The organism is Pyrobaculum islandicum DSM 4184 (assembly GCF_000015205.1).
In the GTDB taxonomy this organism is placed as follows: Archaea; Thermoproteota; Thermoprotei; order Thermoproteales; family Thermoproteaceae; genus Pyrobaculum; species Pyrobaculum islandicum.
In genome coordinates, this window is sequence record NC_008701.1 from 1,020,901 (window position 1) to 1,044,784 (window position 23,884).

Consider the following 23,884-nt stretch of genomic DNA (forward strand, 5'->3'; position numbering starts at 1 on the left):
GGGCGTTTTCTAATAAGTCTCTGGGATAAATACTTTTCTTCGTTACTCGCATATAAACTTCAGCAGTCCCTCTGTAAGCGCTCGGTATACTAGACACCTCTCTTCCTCCCCCGTGCACTTGGCCTTACATATAATGTTATATCCATCAACTTCACATTTAATCTCGTAGGGCTTGCCTGTTTTATCGACATGGCGAATGCCAACTCCATATGCCAACGCGGCGAGTAGTAGCTCTATGGGCTTTAGGTCTAGGCCTATTTCTTTCTCATTTATAACTACTTTATCTCTGTCTACCCTTAGTGTATAGCTCCTCTTGTACATAATAACGCACATGCGCCACATCCTGTGCACGTCTGGAGTATTTGTGGCACGCCGAGGGGAGAGGGCGTGATGGCGGGACACGACGTCTTTAGACATTCGCCACATTTATCACAGAGTGAGGGGTCTACGACATATTGTCTCCTCTTGTAACTATAGCCGACGATGCGTCTGGAGAACAACTGGCAGGGATCGCTTGCTTCGTCAAGTATTACGACGTAGCCGCCCATTTCAACAACTTTAGGCGCGAGGTAATCCCGCGTTTTTGCTATAGCAATTACAGGCCCGGCGTTGTATCCGCCGGTTAATATTCCGAGGGCAATTGCCGTAGCTTTAAGCGGGGGCATATATACATCAACGACTTCTGCAACTTCGTTTGGAATGTGCCACGTGGGTATCACCATATAGTCAGGTTGTGAGACGCCGCTGGGCTGTAGTCTTACGTCAGATACGACTATGGGCACGGCGTCTAATAGCTTAAGCTGTCTATATAAACATGCCATAAGCGGTAGAAGATAGTGGCCCACCTCCATTTTCTCTCCACCTCGCGCCCACCTCCATGGCTTGAGATAGTGTTTGTTAAATGTGGAAGTTCTACGCCTCGCGACTTTGGGCAGAGGCCCCTCGTATCCCACAGGTGTGGAATAGACCTCGGAGTAGTTGACGGCGTCTTCAACATCTTTAAAACAGGGAAGATCGCTGGGACATGGCGTTATCAAAAGCGCGCCCCATACGCCGTTTTTTATAGCTTCTAAAGCCTCGGCGCTTGGCCTCGCCTCTACTAACACTTGTCTAAACGTCATAGACAAGCCTACTGCTATAGCTAGTTTATCATCTTCGCTATATCCACTGTAGTTTATTATAAACTCTACCATATCTTTAGCCTAATTGCCAATCTTTTCAACGCCTCTTTTTCACTTGGAAAATATTCGAGGGGTTTTGGCCCGTTTATTTTAACCCATGTACATTTTTCCGATAAATATATCTCGCCAGTTTTTAGATTTAAGACTAGTGGAAACATCCTACAGGAGAGAGGCTTTTTCGTGTGTATTATACACCTCCCCCTATAGAATGGACACCAGCCGTTTATTACCCACTTGTAGAGCTTTACCCCGTTGTATTCGCCATAGGGAATAAAGGTGAGTTTTACGCCTAGTTTTTCAGCTTCTTTTTGAAGCGTTGGAATTTCGTCTTCAAGTACCACGGGCATATCTTCGAGATTTTCAAATTTACAACACTCAGAGGGACAGCTAATGGGGCATGTAAACACACATCTTTACGACATCCCCCTTTTAAGTCATCCGCCTTAGATGTAGATAAAAAGTATTTTCTATCTTCTTAGATTTACTTTAGGATAATGTCCCTAGGATAATTGTAAATATGCTAACTTTTAACATCTCTTGTACATATGTACTATATGTCCTTTGCCCTCATTGAATTCCTAAAGCCCAATTTATATATTTTTAAAGTAACACTTAAATATATTTCACTTGGCGAAAACACATGAAGAAAGAGAAGAAAGAGGAAAAGAAAGAGGAGAAAAAGAAATAAGTGCGTTGCATTAAGACTTTTAAAACCCCCATCTTTTTCCCCCTATGGTTAAGGTTATTGACATAGGTAGAGTAGTTGTAAAAGTTTTAGGTAGAGAGGCTGGGAGAAAGGCTGTTGTGGTAGATATAGTAGATGAAAACTATGTCGTAATTACAGGCCCTAAGCAACTTACAGGCGTGAGACGGAGACGCGTAAATATTAACCATATAGAACCCACAGATAAAAAGATAGATATCAAGAGGGGGGCGTCGGACGAAGAGGTATTAAAGGCTGTCGAAGCCGCAGGCCTTGTGGAGTACATGCGCGAGAAAGTAAAGCCGAAGTTCTTCGGTATAACTAGCGCAGAGGTTAAGTGAAGTGCGGAAATAGAGAGATCTTTGTAAAAACCCAGGAGTCTACAAACCCTGAGTGGGGCAAGCCGCCTTCTAAACGTACGACAGAGGAATATATAAGATACTCGCTGGTTTTAATAGACAAGCCGAGGGGGCCTAGTAGTCATGAAGTTGCCGCGTGGGTTAAGAAAATTCTCGGCGTAGAGCGGGCTGGGCACGCCGGCACGCTGGATCCCAAAGTCTCTGGGGTTTTGCCTATTGCCGTCGCTGAGGGGACTAAGGCCCTGCTTGCTTTATCGCGTTCTGACAAGGTGTATGTAGCCGTGGCGAAATTCCACGGCGATGTAGATGAGGAGAAGCTCAAAGCTGTTTTAAACGAGTTTCAGGGCGTTATATATCAAAAGCCTCCTTTACGTTCCTCTGTAAAAAGACAGCTTAGAACTCGCCACGTGTATTCTCTAGAGCTTCTGGAATTAGACGGCAGATATGCCGTTATAAAAATGCATGTAGAAGCGGGGACATATGCGAGAAAGTTGATTCACGACATAGGCGAGGTGTTGGGCGTGGGAGCTAACATGAGGGAGCTACGCCGTATAGCTGTATCTTGCTATACTGAAGACGAGACTGTGGCTTTACAAGATGTGGCAGATGCGTATTACATATGGAGGAGGTATGGAGATGACACATATTTGAGGAGGGTTCTACTTCCAATTGAAGAAATTGCGCGTCACCTCCCTAAGATATGGGTTAGAGACAGCGCAGTTGACGCATTGTGTAACGGAGCGCCTTTGGCAGCTCCTGGTGTTGTTAAATTTGAAACGCCGTTTTCGAAAGGCGAGCTTGTGGCGTTTTTTACATTAAAAGACGAACTTATAGGGTTTGGCAGAGCGTTGGTTGAAAGTGAGGAGGCTAAAAAAATGGAGAGGGGGCTTGTCGCGCGTGTAGATAGAGTTATTATGCGGCGGGGGACGTACCCCCCTATGTGGAAGAGAAAACAGCAGACGTAGAGCTCAAAAGCTTAAAAAGTAGAAATGTATATAGACAAATGTGGGGGATCGTCCGCCAATACGTCGTATTGTAATAGACGCCGCCATACCTACTAAAGGCGTCACTATAGTAGATGTGGCAAAAGAGCTTTACAAAGTAGAAGGCGTTAAAGCTGTACGTGTTACAGTAGACGACGTAGACGTCGACGTGTTAGGTCTCGCCATTGTAGTAGAGGGCGTAAACGTTGACTACGACGAACTAGAGAAGGCTCTGGAGAAAGTCGGGGGTGTCGTACATTCAATAGATGAAGTTGTTGTAGGCGAGTATATACCGGAGGCCGGGACGACGACGTGAGATATCTAGTCCTCGGCGTGATAGATGGAATGATAAGCGCAGGTACTCTCTCAGCCTCCCTAGTGTTTAAAGGCGGTACGCTAGATCTAGGATTTGCACTCTCTCTTGCAATGGTTGTGGCATCTATAAATGCGCTTACTGTATTTGTGGCAGAGTTTTCACACCAAATGCGCGAGGTGCGTGAGCTCTCTTACAAAGTCTCGCTAAGAGAAGAGACGCGCGGGTGGACGCTTATACATAGCCGCGCTCTCTACTACACATCTAAATCAGCCGTATATAACTTCGTCGCATCATTTCTAGGCGCAACTATTGTGTTAATACCAGCTTGTTTCACAACACATGCGGCTCTATACGCGATCATAGTCGCCGTTTTAACTTCAAGTTACCTACTTGCCGGCGGCTCCTGGAGGGAATTTATAGAATTTGCACTAATGTCTGCTGTCGCAGTTGGAGTGGGCATAGTTATTGGTCTGACATTTCCCGTATTTACAGCTTAAAGTCTCTAACGTCGGCAATATATATTGTCTCTGCCGTGTACGACCGCTTTCCCCGCTTAGGGTTTCTCATTGACTGCACTTTCACTAACAACTAAGCTACCTCTGGCACGGGCGACACGGCCCCCTGCGAGGGGCAGAGCCCCCTTCGTTTCGCAGAACCCATTTCTCTTATATGCCATATAGGCCGTCAGGATGTGGACGTTCCCAAAGGACGAGGCTTTTTGTTGTAAATAGCGGAGGTTATGAAAGAGAGGACAGGTCTACACGGCGGATTCCTAGAGACAGCCAGAACCCCCCGTCGGTGGTTGCCGCCGCATAGGGGCTCATAGGTTTAAATACTAGTCTCTAGATAAAATCACGTGGCTACTTTACCTATTGAGTATTTAAGAACCACGAGACTTTTCAAAGAGAGAATAGGAGACCTAGAGATAATATCTTTTGAGGTCCCCACTCATAAGTACTTTTCTAGAAATGAGATCCCATATTTAGCTACGGCGTTAGATGTAGACCTTAGGAAGTTGGAGAATATGCTATCTGACATGAGATATGGGAGGGTGGCGGTGGAGAAGCTCTGGGCTTATAGACTAGACGGAGATTTAATACGCGAGAGTAAGAAGGTGCTTCTCCCAGACCTAGTGGCTAATAAAGACGTAGATGGAGAGGTAGAGGAGCTAGAAGATACCAAGATTCTAAAGATACATGTGGCTAAGTTAAAAGAGTTTGTGAGAATTTTTGTAAAAAAACGGCAGGGCTTCCGCGAAGTCATCATATATAGAAAGCCCCCACATCCTGCGTTAATTAGATACGTGGCATATCTTTAGACTCGGCGATATATCAATATCTTGTCCCCGCTTACATAAGGTTTCTTCCCATCCAGATCTCGTAATTCATGACGTAGACTTACTTGTAATAGTTATTAATCAGTGGACGTTTTGTGGCGTGAAGGTGGCGGTCGTTGGCATAGGCGGGTGGGGGAAAAACCACCTTCGTGTAGTTTCTCAACTACGAGGCGAGGATCTTGTCGATGAGGTCTACGCCGTTGATATAGACGAGGCAAAGCTCAAGTGGGCTGAGAAAGTATATAAGGCGAGGTCTGTAAAGGGCATAGAGAAAGCATCAGACTTAGATGTAGATGCAACTATAGTGGCAACGCCTACGACGTTACACGCCGCCCACGCCGCTGTCTTTCTCTCGAGAGGAATACCCACGTTAGTTGAGAAGCCATTTGCCGCAAGTTTACGTGAGACGTATGAGTTGTTGGATATTGCTAGGAGAACTCTAGTTACCACTGGGTATTTACTGCGTTTTCACCAAGGCGTTAGATATGTGAAAAACAACTTGGGCAAGCTGGGCCGTTTTTTGACGGCTTATAGCAAGAGGACTTCTAGATGGCCTGTGAGACCTGGCGACGTCGGCGTCGTCAAAGATCTCGTAATTCATGACGTAGATCTACTTGCATATATCACTGGTAGACGGGCGCTTACAGTATACGCCCTGGGCGGCTCAACCAGAGGGACTTACGAAGACCATGTACAAGTTTTTGCAAAATTTGACGAAGCCGCTGCAGTTTTTGAAGCAAATTGGCTCACGCCGTATAAATTTAGAAAACTAGAAATAACAGGCGACCATGGGATATTTGCCATAGACTTCGCCACTGACGAAGTATATTTCTACGGCGAAGATGGAGTATATCGCCCAAGACTGGAAATAGTAGAGCCTCTCGTGGCTCAGGATAGGGAGTTTTTAAAAGCTGCCTCAGGCAGAGGCGGCGAAATTGTAGATAGAGAAGACATAATCTATACAATGAAGTTTTGTGAAGCCGCGGTGTTATCTCTAAAGACAGGCCGCCTTGTGCACCTAGACGAAGTTACGTGATCGCCCCCGTCTAGTGGACAAAGGAGGCCTTGTCCACTAATTAAGTTACCTAAGGCGTGGACTCATGAGGGGATCCTCTGCCGAGGTTGTCTGCGGAGTTGTGCCCTCTTAATAACTGTCTGGCGGAGACCCCCACTCCGAAGGGCGGGGTCTTCAGTTGTAACGCTATTGCATCTCTTTTTAAACGCATAAGGCAAAGTAAACTTGTCCAATTCTACACGCTGTAGTTTTTAAAACGGGGGGTAAGACATGTATGAAGCTGGGCGAAGAGCTGTCGATACATGAGCTAGAGAAACTTGACTTTGGCGAGGACTTCAAGCTGGCCCTCTCTAGAGCTATAAACGGGGCTAACGTCTATATCGTAGGCCCCTCTGGAAGTGGAAAAACTGCCATGTTGAGAAAACTAGGCCTTTATCTCACTAGGTTAGGCAGAGAAGCTCTCTATGTAAAACTCGAGTGGGTGAAATACGGCTGGGGGCTCTCAGACTATTTAAAGAGGTATGGGGATAAAAGCAGAGAGCTTGTCGGAGGCGCCGCAGGCGATATAATACTGTTAGACGACGGAGAGTTGCTCTGGAGCTACAGCTCGGTGTATAGAAATCTAGTCAGAGACTTGAGAGGTAGACAAATAGCGGCGGCTTTTAGAGAATTTGACATAGATACAGCAACTATCTTACTTGGAGATGGATTTACGATATATCTTCAGACTCGACAAACCTCAGCCCATACGGCAAAGATACCACTTGGCTTAAGTTTCTTAGGTAAAACTGCAGAAATTACTGTATTATAGGAGCCAGGGCGAGGAGATTGTTTAAACTATGTAACACCACGGCAGAGACAATCCCACCTCTTTTAAATGCGTACGTGAGGACGACTCCTAGGGCAAAATACAGCGGGATTAACATAGAAGCGCCGTGCGCCATTGCAAAAGCGAGAGAACTTCCAGCGTATCCCGCCACTGCGCCAGCTCTCTTTTCCAACTCCACATAGAGGAGAGCTCTAAACAAAGTCTCTTCTACAAGTGGCGCCAGAACCAGCGCGGTGGTTATAAAATAGGCCTTCCACTGTGGACAGACTGACATAGCTTGTATAAATATCTGAATCGCGCGGCTATACTCTCTAAGATAAGGCTCTGCCGCCGCCTCTAGCGCCCAAATTACGACCATCATAAGCAACGAGACTATGAAGTACCTCAGCCTAAACATAGGGTACCCTCTTGTGTAATATACTACGGGGGTCAACACTAAATATGCCGTGGCAATAGCTATAGGAGCTCCGCAAATTGGCACAACAAAAGCGGCGATTCCCATAGCTATAAACATAATGGGCATAGAAAGCGCTAGTATAACGAGACGCACGAATTTATACACATGTCTTATAAAAATCTGTGGAAGTGTATATAGCGGCCTCTACAGTGGGGAAGAGGAGGTTTTTTATAGACTTGTCAAATTGGGATCGCGTAGGGAGGCTACACAAGCCTTTTCTCATAAACTCAGGCTGGCCCCAGGGCCTTACCCCCAGCGCGGTGGATATTGGGAAGTATATAGGCGAAGTAGAAGAGATATATAGAGAGGCGTCGGGAGCTGTGAGAGCAGCTGAAAAAGACTTTGTTAAAGCCGTTTCTAAACTCTGGCCGTTACGATTTATATTGCCTATGCGGCTTGAAAACGTGGATTTTTTTAGAGACGCTAGAGTCTACTGGGAAGTGAAGACCCACCTAGAAAATGTGTTGGGAAAGAGATTCGACATGTGGGGTGAGGTATATGCCGGCTGGGCGGCTGTAGAAGTGAAAAACGGCGCGGTGTATATAGGGGGCGTGCCTTCTATAGGCCACACGTATCTCAAGATGATTAACGCCCTGTCTCTATAGATATTTGGATTTTTTCACCAAATCTAGTCTTTAATAGTTGTATAAGTTTATCTAAGGCTATATTTACTAAGTTTTCTGCATCTTGCAGCTTAGTTGCACTGGCGTATATATGTATGTACAAGAAGGGGGCTTCTACTTCATAGCCCTTTGGGTGGGATTTTACATAAACCCTGGGGTCTAATTTTAAGACCTCTCGTATGATAGGCGCGACGTCTGCCTCTGGCGCGCCTTTGACTACTAGAGCTTTTTCTGCGAAATATATAGGAGGCCCCCGCGATTTTAGTAGAGGCTCGACATAACTCTCAAATATGGCCTCCATCTCTCTGGGGACTCCCGGCAGTAAAACGGCGATTTTGTCCTCTGCTTCATATAAAATACCTGGCGCCGTGCCCACTGGGTTTGGCAAAGGCCTTGCGCCCGGAGGCATCTTGGCCATTTTAACCCGCTCGGGGGTGAGGGGGTAGCCACGCGTCTCATATTTCTCTTTCACCATTTTTAACGCCTCTTCGTTTACCACAGGCTCAACACCTAGGGCTTTACAAAAGGCTAGGTTTGTAATGTCGTCTGGCGTTGGGCCGAGACCCCCGGTAGATATTACAACGTCTGCCCTCTTTAAGCCATCTCTAAAACTTTCAACTATGTCATCTTCATCATCTGGCACGACCAAAATTCGTTTTACTAAATAGCCTAGAAATGTGAGTTTTCCAGCAAGCCACGCGGCATTTGTATTAACAACTCTGCCAATGAGAAGTTCGTTCCCCACTGTGATAATCCACACAACGCCCTTGTGCATACATAGGTCTATATCTCTCTCTTTTATGTTATACACGGCGTGCCCGGGGCGGGCCCCCGAGTCCCCCGGGGAGGGGCCAAGAGAGGTAGGGGGACGCTGTACAGACGGGGAGTGTGGTCAAGTTTTTAACTCTTCTCTTATCACAAGCAGTAGGCCTATAAGCGTTGTTGTTATCCCAATGGCTTGTAGCGGTATCTCAAAGCCACGCAAGGCCACTGAGCTAGTCGGCATCTCGCCCAAGATCAATATTGCAAGAAGCGTTGCGCCTACGGGTTCGCCGAGAGTACTCGCCGCGATTGTCACAGCGCGATATCTGCCTAAGAGGTAGTTAAATACGGTGTGTCCAGCCATCATGGGGATAGAGGCTATGAGGAGAAACATGACAAAGGTGTAGAAGTCGTAATGTATGAGGTCGACCCCAAGTGCAAGGCCTACGGCTAGAGAGATAAGCGCCGCAGTGCTATAAGACACGGCGACATAGCCTAAAGTCCCTACAGAAGATCTAACTACGCGTCCGGCAGCGAGATATCCTGCAAAAGACAACGCCCCCGCTAACGCAAGGAGATTTCCCAATAGCCCGCCTGGCGATAGAGTAATCAATACGCTGCCAACTACAGCCATTACAACGCCAACGACAGTGTCTTTACTCACACTTTCTCCCAGCTTCTTCGAGAGGAGGAGCATAACTACGGGGTGTATATTGACCAACGTTGTACTCGCCGCAACTGTCGTTAGAAAGAGGGAGGGAATCCAGCTGAGGAAATGCGCCGCTAGAAAGACTCCCGACAGCGTTGAATAAATCAAGGCCCGCCCCCTGGGAAGCTCTAGCTTACGCATCGCGCCGAGAAGAAAGACAATCGCTGTCGCAAAAGCTAGTCTCCAAAAGGTTATTGCCACAGGATGCGCAGGCGTAAGTCTAATTAAAATCGAGGCACTTGATATAGCAAAAATACCCACCGGCAAAAGCCAGAGCATACTACACACCATTAGATAGCTTAAATATACAAAGACGCCCCTCTACTTATGGAGTTCCCAGATTTAGCATATGTGAGGAGAGAGGAGTTCTGCTCTATTGCCCTTTTCACGACGGAGAAATTCTTCGTGTTGAAGAGCCAGAGGAAGATCTTGAGCGCTTCCCTAACTATTTGGGAGATGTTGGCATTGAGCTCCTCCGCGACCTTCTTAAGCTCGTAGAACATCGCAAGAGGGATCCGCACAAAGATCCTCGCCGACCTCATAGCTTCGGCCCCAGAACCAACTCCCTCCGGACTGTGCCGTCCTCTCTAATGACAGTTGCGACTTCAAGCTTCCTCTTCTCCCTCATTGCGCATCTCACTATCGGCAAGTAGTCGTTCTTAACGAGGAGGATCATAAGCTCGGCCGCCTCGCGTACGAGCTCTTCCAACGGCTTCCCAGACCACAGGGACAACATTCCGCTACTCTGGGCCAAGAGGAGGTATTGGGAAATCTTCCAAAAACAACCTTTTCCCCCCGTCCCGGCACCCATCACACTTTTAACCTCGTAAACTTCTTGTATTCATGAGCCGCATCCCCGGCCCTGGGGCCCGGCGACTAGGGGGCAAAGCCAGCCCCCAACGACCCGAGCCCCCTCGCCCGCGGCCGCCGAAAGGCGTATCTGCGAGCGGGCCCCGCGCCCTCCCGGAGAGGGCGGGGAGCCGCAAAGGGGGGGCTTAGGCATAAATATCTGTAGATTATTCTACAAATAGATGACGAGCCAATGCAGGCGGCGATTATATGACCGGTGACCTGCCGGCTGATTTATAAGAGGGGCACCTCTGGCCAATTGGACAGACGTCGCACTTGGGGTTACGCGCCTTGCATATCTCCCGGCCAAACTGTATCAGCTTGAGGTGAAGCTCGAGGTATTTATGTTGGGGCAACCTCTCTATAAACCAGCGGCTGATTTCGTCATAGCTCTTTCCAATGCCCCACCGTCTTGCGATACGGGTTATATGAGTGTCTACTGGAAACGCCGGGAGGCCTAGGTTTACTAATATCACGTCAGCAGTCTTCTTGCCAACTCCTGGGAGAGTTAGGAGGAAGGCTCTAGCTCTCTCGGCGCCCATTTCTAATAGCCTCTGTGGAGTTATATCATATTTCAAAAATGTCTCGGCGAGGTTCTTTAGAACTCTCGCCCTCTGTCTATACATGCCGGCAGGTTTTATCAACTCGGCGAGTTCCCCCTCGGACATTTTATTGAGACTCTCGGGAGTTATAGTCCCTAGCCTCATTTTGAGATTTTCAAATGCTCTAAAAGCGTTTTTATCAGAGGTGTTCTGGCTAAGGATAACTGCGACAAAAAGCTCAAATAAGTTTTTCTCTCTTTGCCAAACAACAGGCGCTATAAATTCGTCAATTCTAAGCTGTATATATTTATCAACCAGCTCGACAAACTCCATGTTTGATAAATCCTGTCCTTATATATCTCTACTGCTGTGTAAGTGTGGAGGAGCTAAGATTTAGCCTCCGTAAGTCAGACTTTGAGAAATTTGCCGAGAGACTTGGGGTCAATCCAGAGGAGCTACTTACGGCGTTGAAGGCGGAGGTGGTAAAAATAGGCCCCGGCTTTCGCTACGTTATCGATATGGAGAATTTCTTCTATTTTGTAGTCTCTAAGCTATATGCACAAAGAAAGACTGAAAAAACTAGCAATGTAACATTAGAGAGTTTTGAAAATGCCATTAACAAAGCTATAGATAGATTTGCAGGAATAAGCGGATATGCAAAACTTTTTGATGTAAAAAACGCAGTTATGCAAGAATTGGGAATAGGCGAGGAAGAATTTGTAAAAAAGCTGACAGAGTTGCTTCAAGTGAAGAAGGGCCACTACGTCTTATTAGAGGGCGGCGACTTAAAAATACAGATAGGGGGAAAGAAATACGGCTTTATAAAGAGGGTCGAGAAGAGGTCTGTTGCAGAGGTGGTATACTATTAATGTCCCCTATCTCTTTCCCGGCCCCTCCCCAGGGGACTTGGGGGCCCGCCTCGGGTACACCGGGGCGAGGGGGCGGGTCACACGGGGGCCGGCCGCGAGTCGCTTGTTTTGTAACAGTTTGGCGCACCTGTCTGCCGCCCAAGTTAACTGGCTCGAGAACCGTAATTGTATTAGACGAGCTTCTCCCCTCTGCGGAGGATCCAAAATTTTTCAGTGATATTTTCAGTGATATACCGATACTAGATTTATTATTGGCAAGCTTAATTCACGTGAATTGTGACATACCCAAGTGGCCTGTGGCCAAGGACGGCCTTAGACTAGGCGGCAGATCTTGGATTAAGGCTGCAGAGGCCTTAGTTAAGTTAACTTCTACATTTCCAATGGCTATACTCTTGGGTAGAGCTGGCATGGGCAAGTCCCAAGTGGCCTACGAGGTGTGTAGAAGGACAAACTGTATATATGTCGATTTGACAGAAGTCGGCGAGAGAAATATAGCTAACGTAGCGGCTATTGTGGCATGGAGGATATTGGCTAGATTTGGGACTAGAGACTCAAAAAACAGGGTGGCGGAGGTCTATAAGAAGTTTGGGTACGAGGGCATTCTTTCGTTAGCTAAAGGCGACCCGGCGTGGACGTTAAAAACTGCGCTTGAGTTAACTGGCTCGAGAACCGTAATTGTATTAGACGAGCTTCTCCCCTCTGCGGAGGATCCAAAATTTTTCGAAGTTGCGTATATACTCCACAGGATTAGAAATATGCACCTCTCTAATGCGGCTTTTCTAGTCACCATGTTGCCAGAGGTCTATGAGAAAATTGTAGAAAGAATACCCCCGCTGGGCAACTTCTTTATACATATCACTGTGCAGTTGCCAGATGTAATACCTGAAGACGAAGTTGAAGAAATAGTGTCTGTATATTGCCCAGAGAAGGCGGATCTCGCCAGGAAAATCCTAGCTGAGAGACCAGACGTCACAGTTAGAGAGCTGTTGCTCGAGCTAAACAATATACCATCTAGGAGATATGTAGAGCTTATCCCCGCAGATTAAACATATAATTACATTTTTTGTCTCCCATGTGATTAGATCAGACACCGTTAAGCAGATACTAGAGCATTACAGAGTCATATGGGCTCTTAGCCATGCCCAGGGACTAATGGGCTGGGATTCAGAGACTTATATGCCTGAGGAGGGCATCAAGGGTCGTGCCGTCGCTAGGGCGGAGATTGCCCAGTTGATACAGAAATTTATGCTTGACGAGAAGTTTGTAAAGTTGGTAGAAAAGGCGGAAGAGGAAAAAGATTTAACAGATGTAGAGAGAGGAATTATAAGAGTCTTAAAGAGAGATTTAAAATTCTACCAGAGGGTGCCGCCGGAGGTTGTAAAAGAGTTTGTCAAAGTTACGTCAGAGGCTTTTATAGTTTGGAAAAATGCGAAAGAAAAGGCGAAATTTGAAATTTTTGCGCCGTATTTAGAAAAAATCGTCGACCTTTCTAGAGTAATAGCTGACAAATTGGGCTATGAACAACATCCATATGACGCATTGCTAGATTTATACGAAGAGGGGCTTACGTCGCGAGATGTAGAATCTATCTTTTCAACACTAGAGCCGGGTATTAAGACGTTGCTCTACAAGTTAGAAAGCCGCGGCTGGCCTAAGAAACATCCGTTGGAGGAGGTTCCCTACGAGAGACAAGCGGTTGAGGCGGCAGTTATAGATGTTTTAAATCTACTGGGGTACCCCAGGGGGAGGTTCAGAGTGGATGTTTCGCCACATCCATTTACGATAGGTATTACATCTCCATACGACGTAAGAATAACTGTGAGGTATAGAGGGGTTGATTTTAAAGAGCCGCTTTTCTCTGCGTTACACGAATACGGCCACGCGCTGTATGAGTTAAATATTGACGAGTCTATCGCCATGACGCCTGTAGGCACGGGGGTGTCGCTTGGAGTTCATGAGAGTCAGTCTAGGTTTATTGAAAACATCGTGGGTAGAAGCCGCGAGTTTGTCTACAAAATTTCGCCAATTCTCCGCAAACATCTCGCCTTTTTGTCAAAATACAGCGACGAGGACTTGTTCTACTATTTCAACGTAGTTAGGCCAAGTCTCATACGTACAGAGGCAGACGAGGTTACCTACAACCTACATATACTTCTGCGTTATAAATTAGAGCGTCTCATGATAACAGGCGAGGTAAAGATTTCTCAACTACCAGAGTTGTGGAATAGCGAAATGGAACGCCTCCTCGGCGTTAGACCTAAAAACGACGCAGAGGGTATATTACAAGATGTACATTGGTCACATGGCTCAATCGGCTACTTCCCGACTTACACACTGGGAAATGTAATAGCTGCGATGATATATTACAAACATGGAAATATACGCGGCCTTATCTCAGAGGGGGACTTTGCCGCAGTGAAGGAGTACCTCCGCGAGAAAATACATAGATGGGGCAGCATCTATCCGCCAAAGGAGCTTCTTATGAAAAACTTCGGCGAGGTATATAACGCCAGCTATTTAGTCAAATACCTAGAGGAGAAATACGTCTAGCATATCTCGCAGAGTGTAGACACCGCGCGGCAGAGGTCTGAGTTTTTTAAATAGCCGTCTTCCTTACTCATAAAACTCCCCCACGCCAGTTCGAAATCGCCTATCTCCACCTTTGGCAACAATTCTTCGATATGCGGCGTCTGCGTCTTTATAAGCCCCGTGGCTCGTGCGAGTTGGACGACGTAGTTATTTAGCCCCACTCTAGCTCTGTATAGTATATATTTTGCAGCATCGCAAGAGCTGTCTAGTTTGATAACTCTCCCGTCGAAATACAGCGGGCGCCCTAATTTTGCCGTAAGTTCCGCGGCGGCTTGAGCTGCCAACACGCTTATGATTTTAAAAGTCCTCCCTCCATACGGCACTACGTTGAGAAACACTAGGTTTATCTCGTCGCTTACAACATGTACAAAACTGGCGCCGTGTTGCATTGCGAGATTTTTCGCAACTTCAACTAAGGCGGCGTGCACAAGTTTGCTCCTAGGCGCGGGGAAGTCTTTCAGTCTCTTCCCAAACCCCACACCGTCTAGTCTCACGGCGATAGGCGGCGAAGAGGGCTCGCATACCGCCTCCCTCTCTCTATAACGCATTTCGAGAAGACGCGGGTTTTCAGAAAGCAGTCTCTTGAGCGAATCCACATGTCACATTAGTCTTTAAAATAAGGATTTGCGAAGAGTTGTGAAGTTAAGATTTCGCAACGTAGTGCTAGGCGGCACGTTTGACACTCTACATTCTGGGCATGTGAAGTTGTTGGCTACAGCCACATTAATAGGAGATAGAATATTAATAGGTTTAACAAGCGACACATTTGCCTCTACGTATAAACAGTACAAGGTGAGGCCATTGTCTATTAGACTTACAAATGTAAAAAACTTAATGAGCCTAATCGCTCCCGATAAAGAGGTTGTTTATGTAGAGATAAACGACCCATATGGACCTGCTGTAATTGATCCAAACCTAGAGGCGATTGTGGCAAGTATAGAAACAGCCCCCCGCGCCCTGGAGATAAACGACCAGAGAGTAAAGGGGGGGTTGAGACCTATGGAGGTGGTCGTAATTTCTACAGTTAGAGACGGATTTGGCCACATACTATCGTCCACATACATCAGGAGGGTACTTGAGAAGCTAGAGCCTGAGCAACGCTAGCTCGCGGTATGTCTCAAAAGCGTTTTCGCAATTGTTTATACATAGCGTGGGGCCTCCCATTAAGTCTATACGTCGGTAACTCCTACTGTCTCTCTTTAGAAATCTAAAGACATTAGTATATATAATGTCAGAATGTGTAAAATCTTTAAAGATAACGAGATAGTTATATATCAATGACCAAGCTATATAATGGTTATTAATTGGCGGGAGGCCATACTCCTCAAGGCTAATCGACGGAATCTGCGGCTTTATTTTGGCCAACCGTTTTGCCAACTCGGCGACGTATAGAATATTGTCGGCGTCGACATTTATATCAAGGGGGCTGTGGTAAATGTCCCAAGTGTCTTTTAGCGATGAGATAGTTATAGAGGGGAGACCCCACCTCTCGTAGTGAACGCTGTCGAAATAAGCCTCTGGCATTTCAACAGGGCCCAGCCCCTTGAGCGTCTCGTGTAGATATGGCATTGCGTACATACGAGGAGTTCCTAGACCTATGGCGTCGATATTAATCAATAGAGTAGGCCTCCATCGTTTTAAATAATTGAGAGAGCCCCACGCCCAGTAAAAAGACGGCACATGTGGCGCCACGCCCTCCTCGGCGGTGAAAAGGCCGAGAGCTATTGGGAACTCTTCAGCCACGAGCTCGCTAAAGGCGAGAACTGCGGCTTCTACGCCGGCGCAGTTATCTGTAGAGCCGACAAGCCAGTGGTCCCAATGTGCCGAGATCATAGGCGTATCTTCAAAACTATTGAAGGCTATGAGACTATAGCTATATGTAATTCTGCTCTTTACCTCTATCTCAAGCCTAACTCTCTTATTTATATATGAGTCTATATTTTCAAAGCTGGCGGCAGGAATTGGGGGAGGCGCCGCGTCGAATTTATAGCCATATTCCCCAGTTATTACAATACGCCGGGGGGGTCTGCCTGTGAAAACCACGGCAGAAGCGCCGCGACGTGCGGCGTCGATAACTATATATTTAGCGTCGTCGACATCCTCGGGGAATTTAGCAACAGCAATATTCCCCTCTACATCTCCGTCAATGGGCACAAGTCTCCCCTCTACATCTATAGAGCTGGAATATGGCAACGCCAAACCTTTGACAGCTGTCTCACCCACCTCCAGTCTCGTCCCCGAGTCTTCCCAGTAGAGAACCTCCACGGGAGATAAGTGAAACCATACAGTTGGCGTATCTAAAAACGTCAAGAGCCACTGTAGAAACTCCCTCTCTAGCGGAGAACCTGCTACTAAATCTCTATATGAGACGCATTTTGTATAAACCTCAGTCACAGCTCGTAGGAGAGAAGATTTTAAATCTGTAGCTATGTATAAAATGGCGGAGTTAGCTGATGTATGTTGAGTTGAACCCGGCCTGACATGTGATGGCGCTCCGCCTAAACCTCCTCTATAGAAAACGCCCCCAGCTTTTCAAGAATCTGGTCAAGTTTTGTATTTACCTCCTTCAACAGCCGCGTGGCCTCGCCTGTCTGTCCCTCCTCAAGGCGGTTGAGAGCTACTTTAAGCTCTTTAACGACTTCAACTAACGCGTCAAGACGCTGGAAGGCTCGCATTATATTGTCTACCTCTTCTCTCAACTCGTCTAGTTTCCTCATATTCAAATACGTGGCCAAGACAACGAGGTCTTGGATATTGTTTATCTTCTTCTTTTTCTCAAACTTATTTAAAATCTCTGTAGCCAACGCCCTCACAACGCCCTCTATTTTCTTTGTCGTCTCTTCCACTGCAATATTTATACCCACAAATAAAAGACTATTGCTGAGTGATGAGGGGATCGATGGAGAGATCTTATGACGATGGAAGAGACGACCTGACACCCGCCACGTGTACCACTCTTTGTGTTTCACAGATTGTAGATATCGAAGGGTCTTACATAGCGCTGAGACTAGCGATAGAGGCCATATTTAAATAATCCAAACCCACCTACATAAGTGAAACGTGTTGTTGTAAGAGCTAGAGGCGATATAGATCTCCCCGGCGTGCCTATTTTAAGAATCCTAAAGAGCGAGGCTATGAAAAATGGGGTCTTTGGCGAAGCTTATGTCAGAGGCGACGTCTTATACGCCGTTTTTGAGGGCCCAGACGAGTCGGTAGATAGACTTGTGAAATTTCTACCAATGGCGTCGCCGGCTATAAAAATTAGGGAGATAGAGATTAGAGAGGAGAAATATCGTGGAGACTATAAAGAGTTTAAACTCTCTTAGCTCGCTTGATTAACATAGCTACTTCTTTCATAACCTCTGTACTTTCTCTATAGATCTCTATTTTGGGAGGCTCTGCGCCTCTAATGCCGTTTAAAAGACTCGCCAAGGCTGAGACAAACACCCTCTGGGTAGAGGGGCATTCGATAGATATGTAGAAGTCGCGTGTGGCAAGCGCCCTCCCCAAGGCGTAGTAGAAATATTCTGAGGCGAAGAAATAGCCTGTCGGATCGTCTCTATGTATATCAAAGCCGAGTTGTAAAACGAGGGGGCCTTCGGCCGCTCTTAGGATAAAACTAACCACTTTTTCAAAACCACGATCTCCAACTCCCGGAGGTAGTGGAAAGACAACTACATTATATCCACGCCTCTTTACATAGCCGTAGGATGGCCCGTCGGCGCCGCCATAGACTAAATAAAGCGGAAATTTATACTCTAGATGGAGCTCCCAAGTCCCAACTGGGAAATGTCTATCTATTGATATAACCGCGGCGTTGAGTTTCTTTGCTATATATACAGCGGCGTTAAATACATTGTTTCTCCTCGGCGTATGTAATCCCGCCATCGCCGTGCCGCCGGCATAAAATATGGCCTGTCTTTTCGTTAACGCAACTTCGGCGACTGCGACTGCGGCTAAGGTCTCCAACTCGCGTTTTGCAACTGCCTTTACAAAATTTTCACTATGTATAAAACGCACGGCGTCCCAAGAGCCTAGGCCTTCTACAACCTCTGCCCCGGCTTCTCTCAAGGCTTTAGACACCCAGTCTGAAAAACTTGTGTGTACTAGTAACACATATATACTTACTATTTCCACTTTATTAATGCAGGGGTTTACAGACTGGAGGAAGAGCTTTATGCCTTACTAAGAGAAAGAGCCAAGTATAAAGTCCCCCCTCTTATTGACGGCCCCCTTGCCCCCATAATTGCGGCAGTAGTATCTAGAACACATAAGCCTGTCGTGGCATATCTAGGGCCAGAACGCTCGTTTACTTGGGAAGCCGCCACGTCTCTATACCCAAATGGAGCGCATGTCGCATATAGAACTGTAACAGAGGTTTTCAAAGCTGTAGAAAGCGGCGTTGTAGACTACGGGGTGGTCCCCTTTATAAACAGCCTCGAGGGGCCTGTGGGAGAGACTGTAGACGCCTTGGCGACACATGAGGTTAAAATCTTGGCCATGGGCGAGATGAGGATAACTCTCTGTCTAGCCAAGAGGGGCAACCCCCGTGTGGTATATACACACCCCCACGCCGCGGCGCAGGCGAGAAAAATTCTCTCTGCATTAGGCGCCGACGTGGTTTATACATCATCTACATCGGAGGCAGTTAGAGAGTTTGAAAGATGTAGAGATTGCGCCGTGATAGCGTCGCCAAGAGCGCTTGAGCAGTACAGTGAAAAAATATGCGGAGTTGAAGACTGGGAGAGCTATACCCGTTTCGCAGTTTTATCTAAAGAGAGTAGCCAAGCTGGAGCTAGGGCGGCGCTTATATTCGCCGTCCCCAACGTGGCCGGGGCTCTCTACAAAGCGCTTGGCCCCATAGCTAAGAGAGGCATAAATATGACTTTGATATATTCAAGGCCGACGAAGCTCTCTCCCTGGGACTACTTCTTTCTTGTAGAAGTGGAGTCTAACGCTGAGCTAAACGCCGCACTTGACGAAATGAGACAACACACCACAATGTTAAAGTTGGCAGGCCGCTATAATATAATCAACTTGTCTCAACCAATTGCCGAGCTTGTTCAATAATAGACTTGGCGAGTTTTTCGCCGAAGCCTGGCAAAGAGGCTATCTCACGTATGGAGGCTCTTGCTATATCTCTAACTGTCCTATAGCCGAAGTTATAAAGCGTCCTGGCTCTCACACGGCCGACTCCCCTCAACGTAGTCACCAATTCCAACAGCTCTTCTCTCACGCCATATATCACACGTGCAGTCACTACCTCCAGCCGCCGTCTGTGTTCCTCCTCGCCTATTATACCCGCCAACTTCGCGGCTGCGTTCCCAAGCCAGTCAAATAAGTCTATATAGACGCGTAAATCGCCGGGGGCGACTTCAAATTTTTCAAAAATTACGTCTTCATCTGCCTCCTCAATCCACGCCATTAACATAGCGACAGTTTTTACAACATCTTCAAACTCCTCATCTTCTTCCACATCTAAAGCCTTAAGTACCTCCTCTACAACACGTTTATCTACTCTGCCACGCCGGACTCTTGGAAAGTCAGGCGCCGTGAGAACTATATAGAGATATGCAGCTGTATTGCCCTCCTTCAGAGATTTTATAAAGTCGATATATCTAGCGGCGGTTTCTGGATCTAGGTACAGTCTGGCCACTTGTCTGCCGAGCTCTGTAGCGTAGACATAGTCGCCGTCTCGCTCTAAAAACCCCCACTCGGCCAATTTCTCAACTGCCGCTGCAATTTTAGACCGCAAGACGGCAGATTTCACAGCTATTTTGCTCTGGAAGTACCCCAGGGTGTTTGAGAAAAACTCCACAAGTTCGTCTATCGACCCTGCGTAGCCCCCGCCGACGGCTCCCAACACATGTGTCCTCAAGTTAGGCTCTAGGAGTATATGTGATTTTATATTCTCAACCTGCCCCTTTATGTACCTCTCCATTAGGTATCCAACTTCGTTTTTACTCCGCGCCACAATCACGGCCTCGCCCACGGCGTCAAGACCAGGCCTCCCCGCGCGGCCGGCCATTTGTTTATACTCAAGCACTGGGATCTCCTCTCTTCCCACCACTGGGTCAAACCGCTCGTAATCCGCTATTACAACTCTCCTCGCGGGTAAATTTACGCCTGCGGCTAAAGTCGTCGTAGAGACAACAACTTTAATAACCCCCCTCCTAAACCCATCTTCGACAAGTCTCCTCACCTCAAGCTCAAGCCCGGCGTTGTGAAAAGCCACCCCCCTCGCCACAACTTCTGCCAACTCTCTCCCAATGATTTTACTAGAGGACACCCTCAAGATCTCCTCAGCCAACGCCTCCGTCTCAGCCACATTGATAAGTTTTGTGGGATACGCCGCAATAGCTCTGGCGATAGCTTTTGCAAGTCTCGCTGTAGAAGATCTGCTATTTGTAAAGACAAGGGCCTGTCCCCCCTCAGCCACTACATCTACTGCGAGGGCAACTTCTGCATCTCCAGACGCCGATACTGCCCTATGGGATCCATCTGAGAAATATATTCTACCTCCATAATAAACACCCTCGCGTAGGGGGACAGGCCTCCAGCTAGAGACCACTAGCCTTGCCCCCAGCCAATCCGCCACCTCAGTTGCGTTGCCGACGGTGGCGCTCAAGCCAATAAACTGAGCGCGTAGGCCTAGGTGTTTAATTTTGGCAATTATAGACTCTAAGACAGCCCCCCTCTTGGGGTCGCCTAGGTAATGTATTTCGTCTATTACCACAGTCTTAACAGAGCTAAGCCACCCCGGCCTATGTCTTAGCAGACTGTCTAGTTTTTCATACGTCACCACAACCACGTCGTATTCATATAGTCTTCTATCGTCAGAATCGAAATCGCCCGTAGAGACGCCGACTTTAACCAAATTACCATAGTGAGAAAAATGTACAAGTTTTTCATAGGCAAGAGCCTTGAGAGGCACGGCGTATAACGCCATGCCCCCCTCCAACGCTGTTTTTACAGAAGCCACCTCTGCCAAGAGAGATTTGCCAGAGGCTGTTGCAGTACATAACAAGACGTGTCTCCCCTCGAAAATCCCGGCTCTCACCGCCTCTGCCTGAGGAGGGAAAAGCCTCCTAACCCCCCTCTCTTTCAACACAGAGATAAGCCTCTCGTCGAGAGAAAGCTCGGAAATTTCCACGGCAAAGGTTGGGGAATGAAATAAAAACTATACAACGCGCTTTATATAGCCAGGCCTCGGCGTATAAGCCTCGCCGTTGCGAATAAGCAAATCGACAACTCTCTGCACCTCTGACGCGGGAATGCCCAATTTCTCCGCCTCGGCTTTTAGCAAATCGATTTTGACAGGCCCCCTCTCCACCTCCTCCAGCTTTTTCAGAAGCTCAACGATTTTTATATATGCCTCTCTCCTCGACGCGGGGACGCCTGTGATAACTGCATCAATATCTATAGCCCCAGATTCCACGTCTATACCTACGGATTTGAGAAAGGCGAGATATAGCTTGATAGCTCTCTCAGCATCTTCGCCAGTGGCGACGGGAGAGAGCCTCATCTTAGCCTCCGCTATTGTGAGACGTATAAGGGCCTCCAGCTGGCGGGCCGTAATGGCAATGGCAGTCCCAGGCCCCTGGTACCTACGGCGCATTTCTAGATAAAACCTCTTGATCTTCTCCTTGGCCTCCTCACTCAAGATAGGTCTTATATACCTCCTGGCGTATATTATATACTTGCGGAGGAAGTCGGGCCTTAGAACATCGCGAAAAGCCTCGGGAGTTCTGCCAGAGTGGAGATCTAGGATATGCCCGGCGACAGAGGCGTCGAAGTCCTCCCTAGGCTCGTCTCTAATTACGAAAATTAAGTCGAAGCGGCTTAGCAAAGACACCGGGAGGTCGATGTTCTCTGCTACAGTTCGGTTGGGGAGGTACCGGCCGAAGGCGGGGTTGGCGGCGGCTAACACGGCAGCCCGCGCGTTGAGAGTAGCCACTATGCCGGCTTTGCTAATCGAGACGGTGTTCTGCTCCATAGCCTCGTGGAGCGCCACTCTGTCTTTGGCATCCATCTTGTCGATCTCGTCTATAACTGCCACCCCCCTGTCGGCCAACACGAGGGCCCCCGCCTCTAGGTAGAACTCGCCTGTCAGCTTATCCCTCACGACAGCCGCCGTGAGGCCAGCCGCCGACGACCCCTTGCCCGTCGTGTAGACAGCCCTCGGCGCTATCTTAGCCACAAACTTGAGCAATTGCGACTTCGCCGTGCCAGGGTCGCCGATTAACAAGATATTTATCTCGCCCCTCACTCTAACGCCATCGGGGTAGACAATCTCATTCCCCCCAAAGAGAAGACAAGCAATGGCCTCCTTTATCTCCTCATAGCCATATATAGAGGGGGCGATGGAGCGGACTATGAGCTCTCTCACGTCGGGTCTACGCGAGATCTCTAAAATCCGTTGCTCGTCCTCCTTTGTGATTTCTTCTACAAGCTCTTTGTTAGAAGTCTCCACGTGGGTCCCCAGGATATAAGATGTCACAATAGGCGGCCTCCCTTTCTTAAGCTCGCTGAGAGTTAAATCGACGATACCTGTCAGAGAGACTATGTCGCCAGGTTTTACAGTATCTACGAGGTCGTCTAGAAGCACCACTTCAACACTCCTCGGCAACTGGCCAGGCGGGAGGTCCTCCGGCCTCTCCTGTATGATAATTTTCTGCCAGTCTATGTACTGGCTCAGCTCAGTCACAAGGGTAAAGCTTTTCGAGGCCCCACAGCGGGGGCACTTGGCGGGGGGCTCCACATGTCTCTCCAGCTCTTGAAGAAGCTCGATCTCGTAGCCACACTGCGTACACCGGTAGAGCGCTCTGTGGAGGAAGTGCTTAGGCGGAGTCTGTCTAGTCACAATCCCCTCGATGCGGATCAGCCGGCCGATGTACTCAGACCTCAGCTTCCTAAGCGGAACAACCAACGGCGACCCCCTAACCCTGAAGTGAAACCGCCTAAGCGCCCTCGCAGTCTCCGGATCCTTCTCCTCCACAATCTCCTGCACCACCTTGTCAGCCTCAGGCAACACAAGCCGAGGCCTCTCGACGAAGAGATCTGCAAGAGACTTGTCAAACAGAAGAATGTCGTGGAAATCCACCTCAAGAGACCTCTTCCGCTGGATAATCATATTGATAACCTCGTCCGACACCTTCTCACTAGACGTAATAAACTCCCTAATCTTATCCCTCACAAGATCAAGCTCCAACTCAACAGTCACACCTACAAGACAGCCCAACAATAAAAAACAAAACAGGTGATATCCAAAGCGACGGAGTTAGCCAAAGGAACAGGCGGCTACCCCTCAACGCCACGCTCTCCCGCCCACTTCCCAACGACGCGCGGCGGCACTGCCGCAAGGATTTCGGCCATCTTGGAGAAGCCGCGCCGCATGTCCCTACGCCTAGGGACTCTGCCAAACCCATCCCCGTCCTAAAGGGCGAGGCTTTCGATGTACAATGTAAAACGCCTTCCCCCGCCGCCATGAGAAGGTCTGGACACAAGCCGTCGACGGGAGAAGAGACGTAGGTTAAGCCGTCACAGACGCAGCCCTCCGGCTCAAGCAGCCGCGACTCAACCCCCAGCGATCCCCAGGCGCCGCCAGGACATGTCTATTAGTCCTCTCCTACACCTCCTCCCGTAGTCCTCCAAAAACTTTTCCCAAGCCTCGTACCAAGCCCCCTCCTCTATCTCTAGAAGCTCCCCCACTCTCTGTACCACCTACGCCACCCCTCTCGCTAAGCTCTACGTACTGGGCCG

The 23,884-nt window shown here is 48.0% G+C and carries 31 protein-coding genes and 1 pseudogene; 15 read left to right on the top strand and 17 right to left on the bottom strand.

What is annotated here, in order from left to right; genetic code table 11:
* Positions 1-42 precede the first annotated feature (42 nt).
* From PISL_RS05785 to PISL_RS05795, 3 genes are read right to left on the bottom strand one after another with little or no spacing between them, the layout of a single operon-like run.
* Positions 43-321 (bottom strand): hypothetical protein, encoded by a 279-nt coding sequence (locus PISL_RS05785; protein ID WP_011762870.1) that lies wholly within the window; start codon positions 319-321, stop codon positions 43-45.
* On the bottom strand, positions 297-1,193 hold the full coding sequence (locus PISL_RS05790) for an ATP-binding protein (protein ID WP_011762871.1): 897 nt from the start codon (positions 1,191-1,193) through the stop codon (positions 297-299). The genes PISL_RS05785 and PISL_RS05790 overlap by 25 nt, the downstream gene beginning before the upstream one ends.
* Positions 1,187-1,588, bottom strand: a complete 402-nt coding sequence (locus PISL_RS05795) for a YkgJ family cysteine cluster protein (protein WP_011762872.1) — start codon at positions 1,586-1,588, stop codon at positions 1,187-1,189. Before PISL_RS05795 ends, PISL_RS05790 begins: the two co-directional genes overlap by 7 nt.
* A 325-nt stretch (positions 1,589-1,913) precedes the next feature.
* Here PISL_RS05795 and PISL_RS05800 point away from each other — a divergent pair, with 325 nt between their 5' ends.
* From PISL_RS05800 to PISL_RS05825, 6 genes are all read left to right on the top strand, one after another.
* Positions 1,914-2,225, top strand: coding sequence for a 50S ribosomal protein L14e (locus PISL_RS05800; protein WP_011762873.1), 312 nt, complete (start codon positions 1,914-1,916; stop codon positions 2,223-2,225).
* Positions 2,222-3,208: an RNA-guided pseudouridylation complex pseudouridine synthase subunit Cbf5 gene (locus PISL_RS05805; protein WP_011762874.1), complete on the top strand. Its 987-nt coding sequence runs from the start codon at positions 2,222-2,224 to the stop codon at positions 3,206-3,208. The genes PISL_RS05800 and PISL_RS05805 overlap by 4 nt, the downstream gene beginning before the upstream one ends.
* Before the next feature lie 40 nt (positions 3,209-3,248).
* Positions 3,249-3,542 carry a DUF211 domain-containing protein gene (locus PISL_RS05810; RefSeq protein WP_011762875.1) on the top strand — a complete coding sequence of 98 codons (294 nt, stop codon included), beginning with the start codon at positions 3,249-3,251 and terminating at the stop codon, positions 3,540-3,542.
* A complete protein-coding gene (locus tag PISL_RS05815; protein WP_011762876.1) occupies positions 3,539-4,039 on the top strand; it encodes a hypothetical protein in 501 nt (166 codons plus the stop codon). The genes PISL_RS05810 and PISL_RS05815 overlap by 4 nt, the downstream gene beginning before the upstream one ends.
* Positions 4,040-4,398: 359 nt before the next feature.
* The gene (locus PISL_RS05820) at positions 4,399-4,860 is read left to right on the top strand and encodes a hypothetical protein (RefSeq protein ID WP_011762877.1); all 462 of its coding nucleotides are present in this window, start codon (positions 4,399-4,401) and stop codon (positions 4,858-4,860) included.
* A gap of 118 nt (positions 4,861-4,978) precedes the next feature.
* Positions 4,979-5,914, top strand: coding sequence for a Gfo/Idh/MocA family protein (locus PISL_RS05825; protein WP_011762878.1), 936 nt, complete (start codon positions 4,979-4,981; stop codon positions 5,912-5,914).
* 49 nt (positions 5,915-5,963) lie between these two features.
* Here the strand turns inward: PISL_RS05825 and PISL_RS10790 are convergent, their stop codons facing one another.
* Positions 5,964-6,104, bottom strand: a complete 141-nt coding sequence (locus PISL_RS10790; protein WP_167827630.1) for a hypothetical protein — start codon at positions 6,102-6,104, stop codon at positions 5,964-5,966.
* 63 nt (positions 6,105-6,167) lie between these two features.
* Here PISL_RS10790 and PISL_RS05830 point away from each other — a divergent pair, with 63 nt between their 5' ends.
* Positions 6,168-6,704 carry an ATP-binding protein gene (locus PISL_RS05830; RefSeq protein WP_011762879.1) on the top strand — a complete coding sequence of 179 codons (537 nt, stop codon included), beginning with the start codon at positions 6,168-6,170 and terminating at the stop codon, positions 6,702-6,704.
* On the opposite strand, the gene PISL_RS05835 is transcribed toward PISL_RS05830, so the two are convergent.
* Positions 6,691-7,272, bottom strand: a complete 582-nt coding sequence (locus tag PISL_RS05835) for a CPBP family intramembrane glutamic endopeptidase (protein WP_167827631.1) — start codon at positions 7,270-7,272, stop codon at positions 6,691-6,693. The genes PISL_RS05830 and PISL_RS05835 overlap by 14 nt on opposite strands.
* A 29-nt stretch (positions 7,273-7,301) precedes the next feature.
* Here PISL_RS05835 and PISL_RS05840 point away from each other — a divergent pair, with 29 nt between their 5' ends.
* Entirely contained in the window at positions 7,302-7,784 is a 483-nt protein-coding gene (locus PISL_RS05840) for a hypothetical protein (protein ID WP_011762881.1), read from the top strand.
* Here PISL_RS05840 and PISL_RS05845 read toward each other — a convergent pair.
* The 4 genes from PISL_RS05845 to PISL_RS05855 form a co-directional block, all read right to left on the bottom strand.
* Positions 7,765-8,577, bottom strand: coding sequence for a nicotinamide mononucleotide deamidase-related protein (locus PISL_RS05845; protein WP_053240366.1), 813 nt, complete (start codon positions 8,575-8,577; stop codon positions 7,765-7,767). The genes PISL_RS05840 and PISL_RS05845 overlap by 20 nt on opposite strands.
* Positions 8,578-8,694: 117 nt before the next feature.
* Complete coding sequence (locus PISL_RS05850; protein WP_011762883.1) at positions 8,695-9,552, bottom strand: DMT family transporter; 858 nt, start codon at positions 9,550-9,552, stop codon at positions 8,695-8,697.
* Positions 9,553-9,572: 20 nt separating this feature from the next.
* The gene (locus PISL_RS10795) at positions 9,573-9,815 is read right to left on the bottom strand and encodes a hypothetical protein (protein WP_011762884.1); all 243 of its coding nucleotides are present in this window, start codon (positions 9,813-9,815) and stop codon (positions 9,573-9,575) included.
* A complete protein-coding gene (locus tag PISL_RS05855) occupies positions 9,812-10,009 on the bottom strand; it encodes a hypothetical protein (protein WP_167827632.1) in 198 nt (65 codons plus the stop codon). The genes PISL_RS10795 and PISL_RS05855 overlap by 4 nt, the downstream gene beginning before the upstream one ends.
* Between PISL_RS05855 and PISL_RS11695 the strand changes: the two are divergent.
* Positions 9,978-10,103: pseudogene (locus PISL_RS11695) on the top strand (transposase); the annotation flags it as partial. The gene PISL_RS05855 and the pseudogene PISL_RS11695 sit on opposite strands and share 32 nt — an antisense overlap.
* 225 nt (positions 10,104-10,328) lie before the next feature.
* Here PISL_RS11695 and PISL_RS05860 read toward each other — a convergent pair.
* On the bottom strand, positions 10,329-10,997 hold the full coding sequence (locus tag PISL_RS05860; protein ID WP_011762886.1) for an endonuclease III domain-containing protein: 669 nt from the start codon (positions 10,995-10,997) through the stop codon (positions 10,329-10,331).
* A gap of 44 nt (positions 10,998-11,041) precedes the next feature.
* On the opposite strand from PISL_RS05860, the gene PISL_RS05865 reads away from it, so the two are divergent.
* The 3 genes from PISL_RS05865 (at position 11,042) to PISL_RS05875 (ending at position 14,083) form a co-directional block, all read left to right on the top strand.
* Positions 11,042-11,533: a hypothetical protein gene (locus PISL_RS05865; protein WP_011762887.1), complete on the top strand. Its 492-nt coding sequence runs from the start codon at positions 11,042-11,044 to the stop codon at positions 11,531-11,533.
* Positions 11,534-11,802: 269 nt separating this feature from the next.
* Positions 11,803-12,579 carry an ATP-binding protein gene (locus PISL_RS05870; RefSeq protein ID WP_011762888.1) on the top strand — a complete coding sequence of 259 codons (777 nt, stop codon included), beginning with the start codon at positions 11,803-11,805 and terminating at the stop codon, positions 12,577-12,579.
* A gap of 28 nt (positions 12,580-12,607) precedes the next feature.
* Complete coding sequence (locus tag PISL_RS05875; protein ID WP_011762889.1) at positions 12,608-14,083, top strand: carboxypeptidase M32; 1,476 nt, start codon at positions 12,608-12,610, stop codon at positions 14,081-14,083.
* On the opposite strand, the gene PISL_RS05880 is transcribed toward PISL_RS05875, so the two are convergent.
* Complete coding sequence (locus PISL_RS05880) at positions 14,080-14,718, bottom strand: tRNA(His) guanylyltransferase Thg1 family protein (protein WP_011762890.1); 639 nt, start codon at positions 14,716-14,718, stop codon at positions 14,080-14,082. The genes PISL_RS05875 and PISL_RS05880 overlap by 4 nt on opposite strands.
* A 40-nt stretch (positions 14,719-14,758) precedes the next feature.
* Between PISL_RS05880 and PISL_RS05885 the strand changes: the two genes are divergently transcribed.
* The gene (locus PISL_RS05885) at positions 14,759-15,226 is read left to right on the top strand and encodes a phosphopantetheine adenylyltransferase (RefSeq protein ID WP_011762891.1); all 468 of its coding nucleotides are present in this window, start codon (positions 14,759-14,761) and stop codon (positions 15,224-15,226) included.
* Here PISL_RS05885 and PISL_RS05890 read toward each other — a convergent pair.
* Complete coding sequence (locus PISL_RS05890) at positions 15,206-16,516, bottom strand: M28 family peptidase (protein WP_011762892.1); 1,311 nt, start codon at positions 16,514-16,516, stop codon at positions 15,206-15,208. The genes PISL_RS05885 and PISL_RS05890 overlap by 21 nt on opposite strands.
* A 104-nt stretch (positions 16,517-16,620) precedes the next feature.
* Positions 16,621-16,968, bottom strand: coding sequence for a hypothetical protein (locus tag PISL_RS05895; RefSeq protein ID WP_011762893.1), 348 nt, complete (start codon positions 16,966-16,968; stop codon positions 16,621-16,623).
* 207 nt (positions 16,969-17,175) lie between these two features.
* Between PISL_RS05895 and PISL_RS05900 the strand changes: the two genes are divergently transcribed.
* A complete protein-coding gene (locus PISL_RS05900) occupies positions 17,176-17,448 on the top strand; it encodes an acylphosphatase (RefSeq protein ID WP_011762894.1) in 273 nt (90 codons plus the stop codon).
* Here the strand turns inward: PISL_RS05900 and PISL_RS05905 are convergent.
* Complete coding sequence (locus tag PISL_RS05905; protein ID WP_053240551.1) at positions 17,435-18,238, bottom strand: arginase family protein; 804 nt, start codon at positions 18,236-18,238, stop codon at positions 17,435-17,437. The two genes, PISL_RS05900 and PISL_RS05905, sit on opposite strands and share 14 nt — an antisense overlap.
* A 165-nt stretch (positions 18,239-18,403) precedes the next feature.
* On the opposite strand from PISL_RS05905, the gene PISL_RS05910 reads away from it, so the two are divergent.
* Complete coding sequence (locus PISL_RS05910; RefSeq protein WP_011762896.1) at positions 18,404-19,192, top strand: prephenate dehydratase; 789 nt, start codon at positions 18,404-18,406, stop codon at positions 19,190-19,192.
* On the opposite strand, the gene PISL_RS05915 is transcribed toward PISL_RS05910, so the two are convergent.
* The 3 genes from PISL_RS05915 to PISL_RS10800 all read right to left on the bottom strand — a co-directional run bounded on the left by PISL_RS05915 (position 19,155) and on the right by PISL_RS10800 (position 23,845).
* Positions 19,155-21,275 carry a DEAD/DEAH box helicase gene (locus PISL_RS05915; RefSeq protein ID WP_011762897.1) on the bottom strand — a complete coding sequence of 707 codons (2,121 nt, stop codon included), beginning with the start codon at positions 21,273-21,275 and terminating at the stop codon, positions 19,155-19,157. The two genes, PISL_RS05910 and PISL_RS05915, sit on opposite strands and share 38 nt — an antisense overlap.
* A gap of 27 nt (positions 21,276-21,302) precedes the next feature.
* Entirely contained in the window at positions 21,303-23,345 is a 2,043-nt protein-coding gene (gene mcm, locus PISL_RS05920; RefSeq protein WP_011762898.1) for a minichromosome maintenance protein MCM, read from the bottom strand.
* Positions 23,346-23,698: 353 nt separating this feature from the next.
* The gene (locus PISL_RS10800) at positions 23,699-23,845 is read right to left on the bottom strand and encodes a hypothetical protein (protein WP_167827633.1); all 147 of its coding nucleotides are present in this window, start codon (positions 23,843-23,845) and stop codon (positions 23,699-23,701) included.
* Between the last annotated feature and the right edge of the window lie 39 nt (positions 23,846-23,884).

Coding starts and splice junctions, on each gene's coding strand:
- PISL_RS05785 (WP_011762870.1), bottom strand. CDS start 321: ATGTACAAGAGGAGCTATACACTAAGGGTAGACAGAGATAAAGTAGTT.
- PISL_RS05790 (WP_011762871.1), bottom strand. CDS start 1,193: ATGGTAGAGTTTATAATAAACTACAGTGGATATAGCGAAGATGATAAA.
- PISL_RS05800 (WP_011762873.1), top strand. CDS start 1,914: ATGGTTAAGGTTATTGACATAGGTAGAGTAGTTGTAAAAGTTTTAGGT.
- PISL_RS10790 (WP_167827630.1), bottom strand. CDS start 6,104: ATGCGTTTAAAAAGAGATGCAATAGCGTTACAACTGAAGACCCCGCCC.
- PISL_RS05830 (WP_011762879.1), top strand. CDS start 6,168: ATGAAGCTGGGCGAAGAGCTGTCGATACATGAGCTAGAGAAACTTGAC.
- PISL_RS05845 (WP_053240366.1), bottom strand. CDS start 8,577: ATGCACAAGGGCGTTGTGTGGATTATCACAGTGGGGAACGAACTTCTC.
- PISL_RS05850 (WP_011762883.1), bottom strand. CDS start 9,552: ATGCTCTGGCTTTTGCCGGTGGGTATTTTTGCTATATCAAGTGCCTCG.
- PISL_RS10795 (WP_011762884.1), bottom strand. CDS start 9,815: ATGAGGTCGGCGAGGATCTTTGTGCGGATCCCTCTTGCGATGTTCTAC.
- PISL_RS05855 (WP_167827632.1), bottom strand. CDS start 10,009: ATGTTGTCCCTGTGGTCTGGGAAGCCGTTGGAAGAGCTCGTACGCGAG.
- PISL_RS05860 (WP_011762886.1), bottom strand. CDS start 10,997: ATGGAGTTTGTCGAGCTGGTTGATAAATATATACAGCTTAGAATTGAC.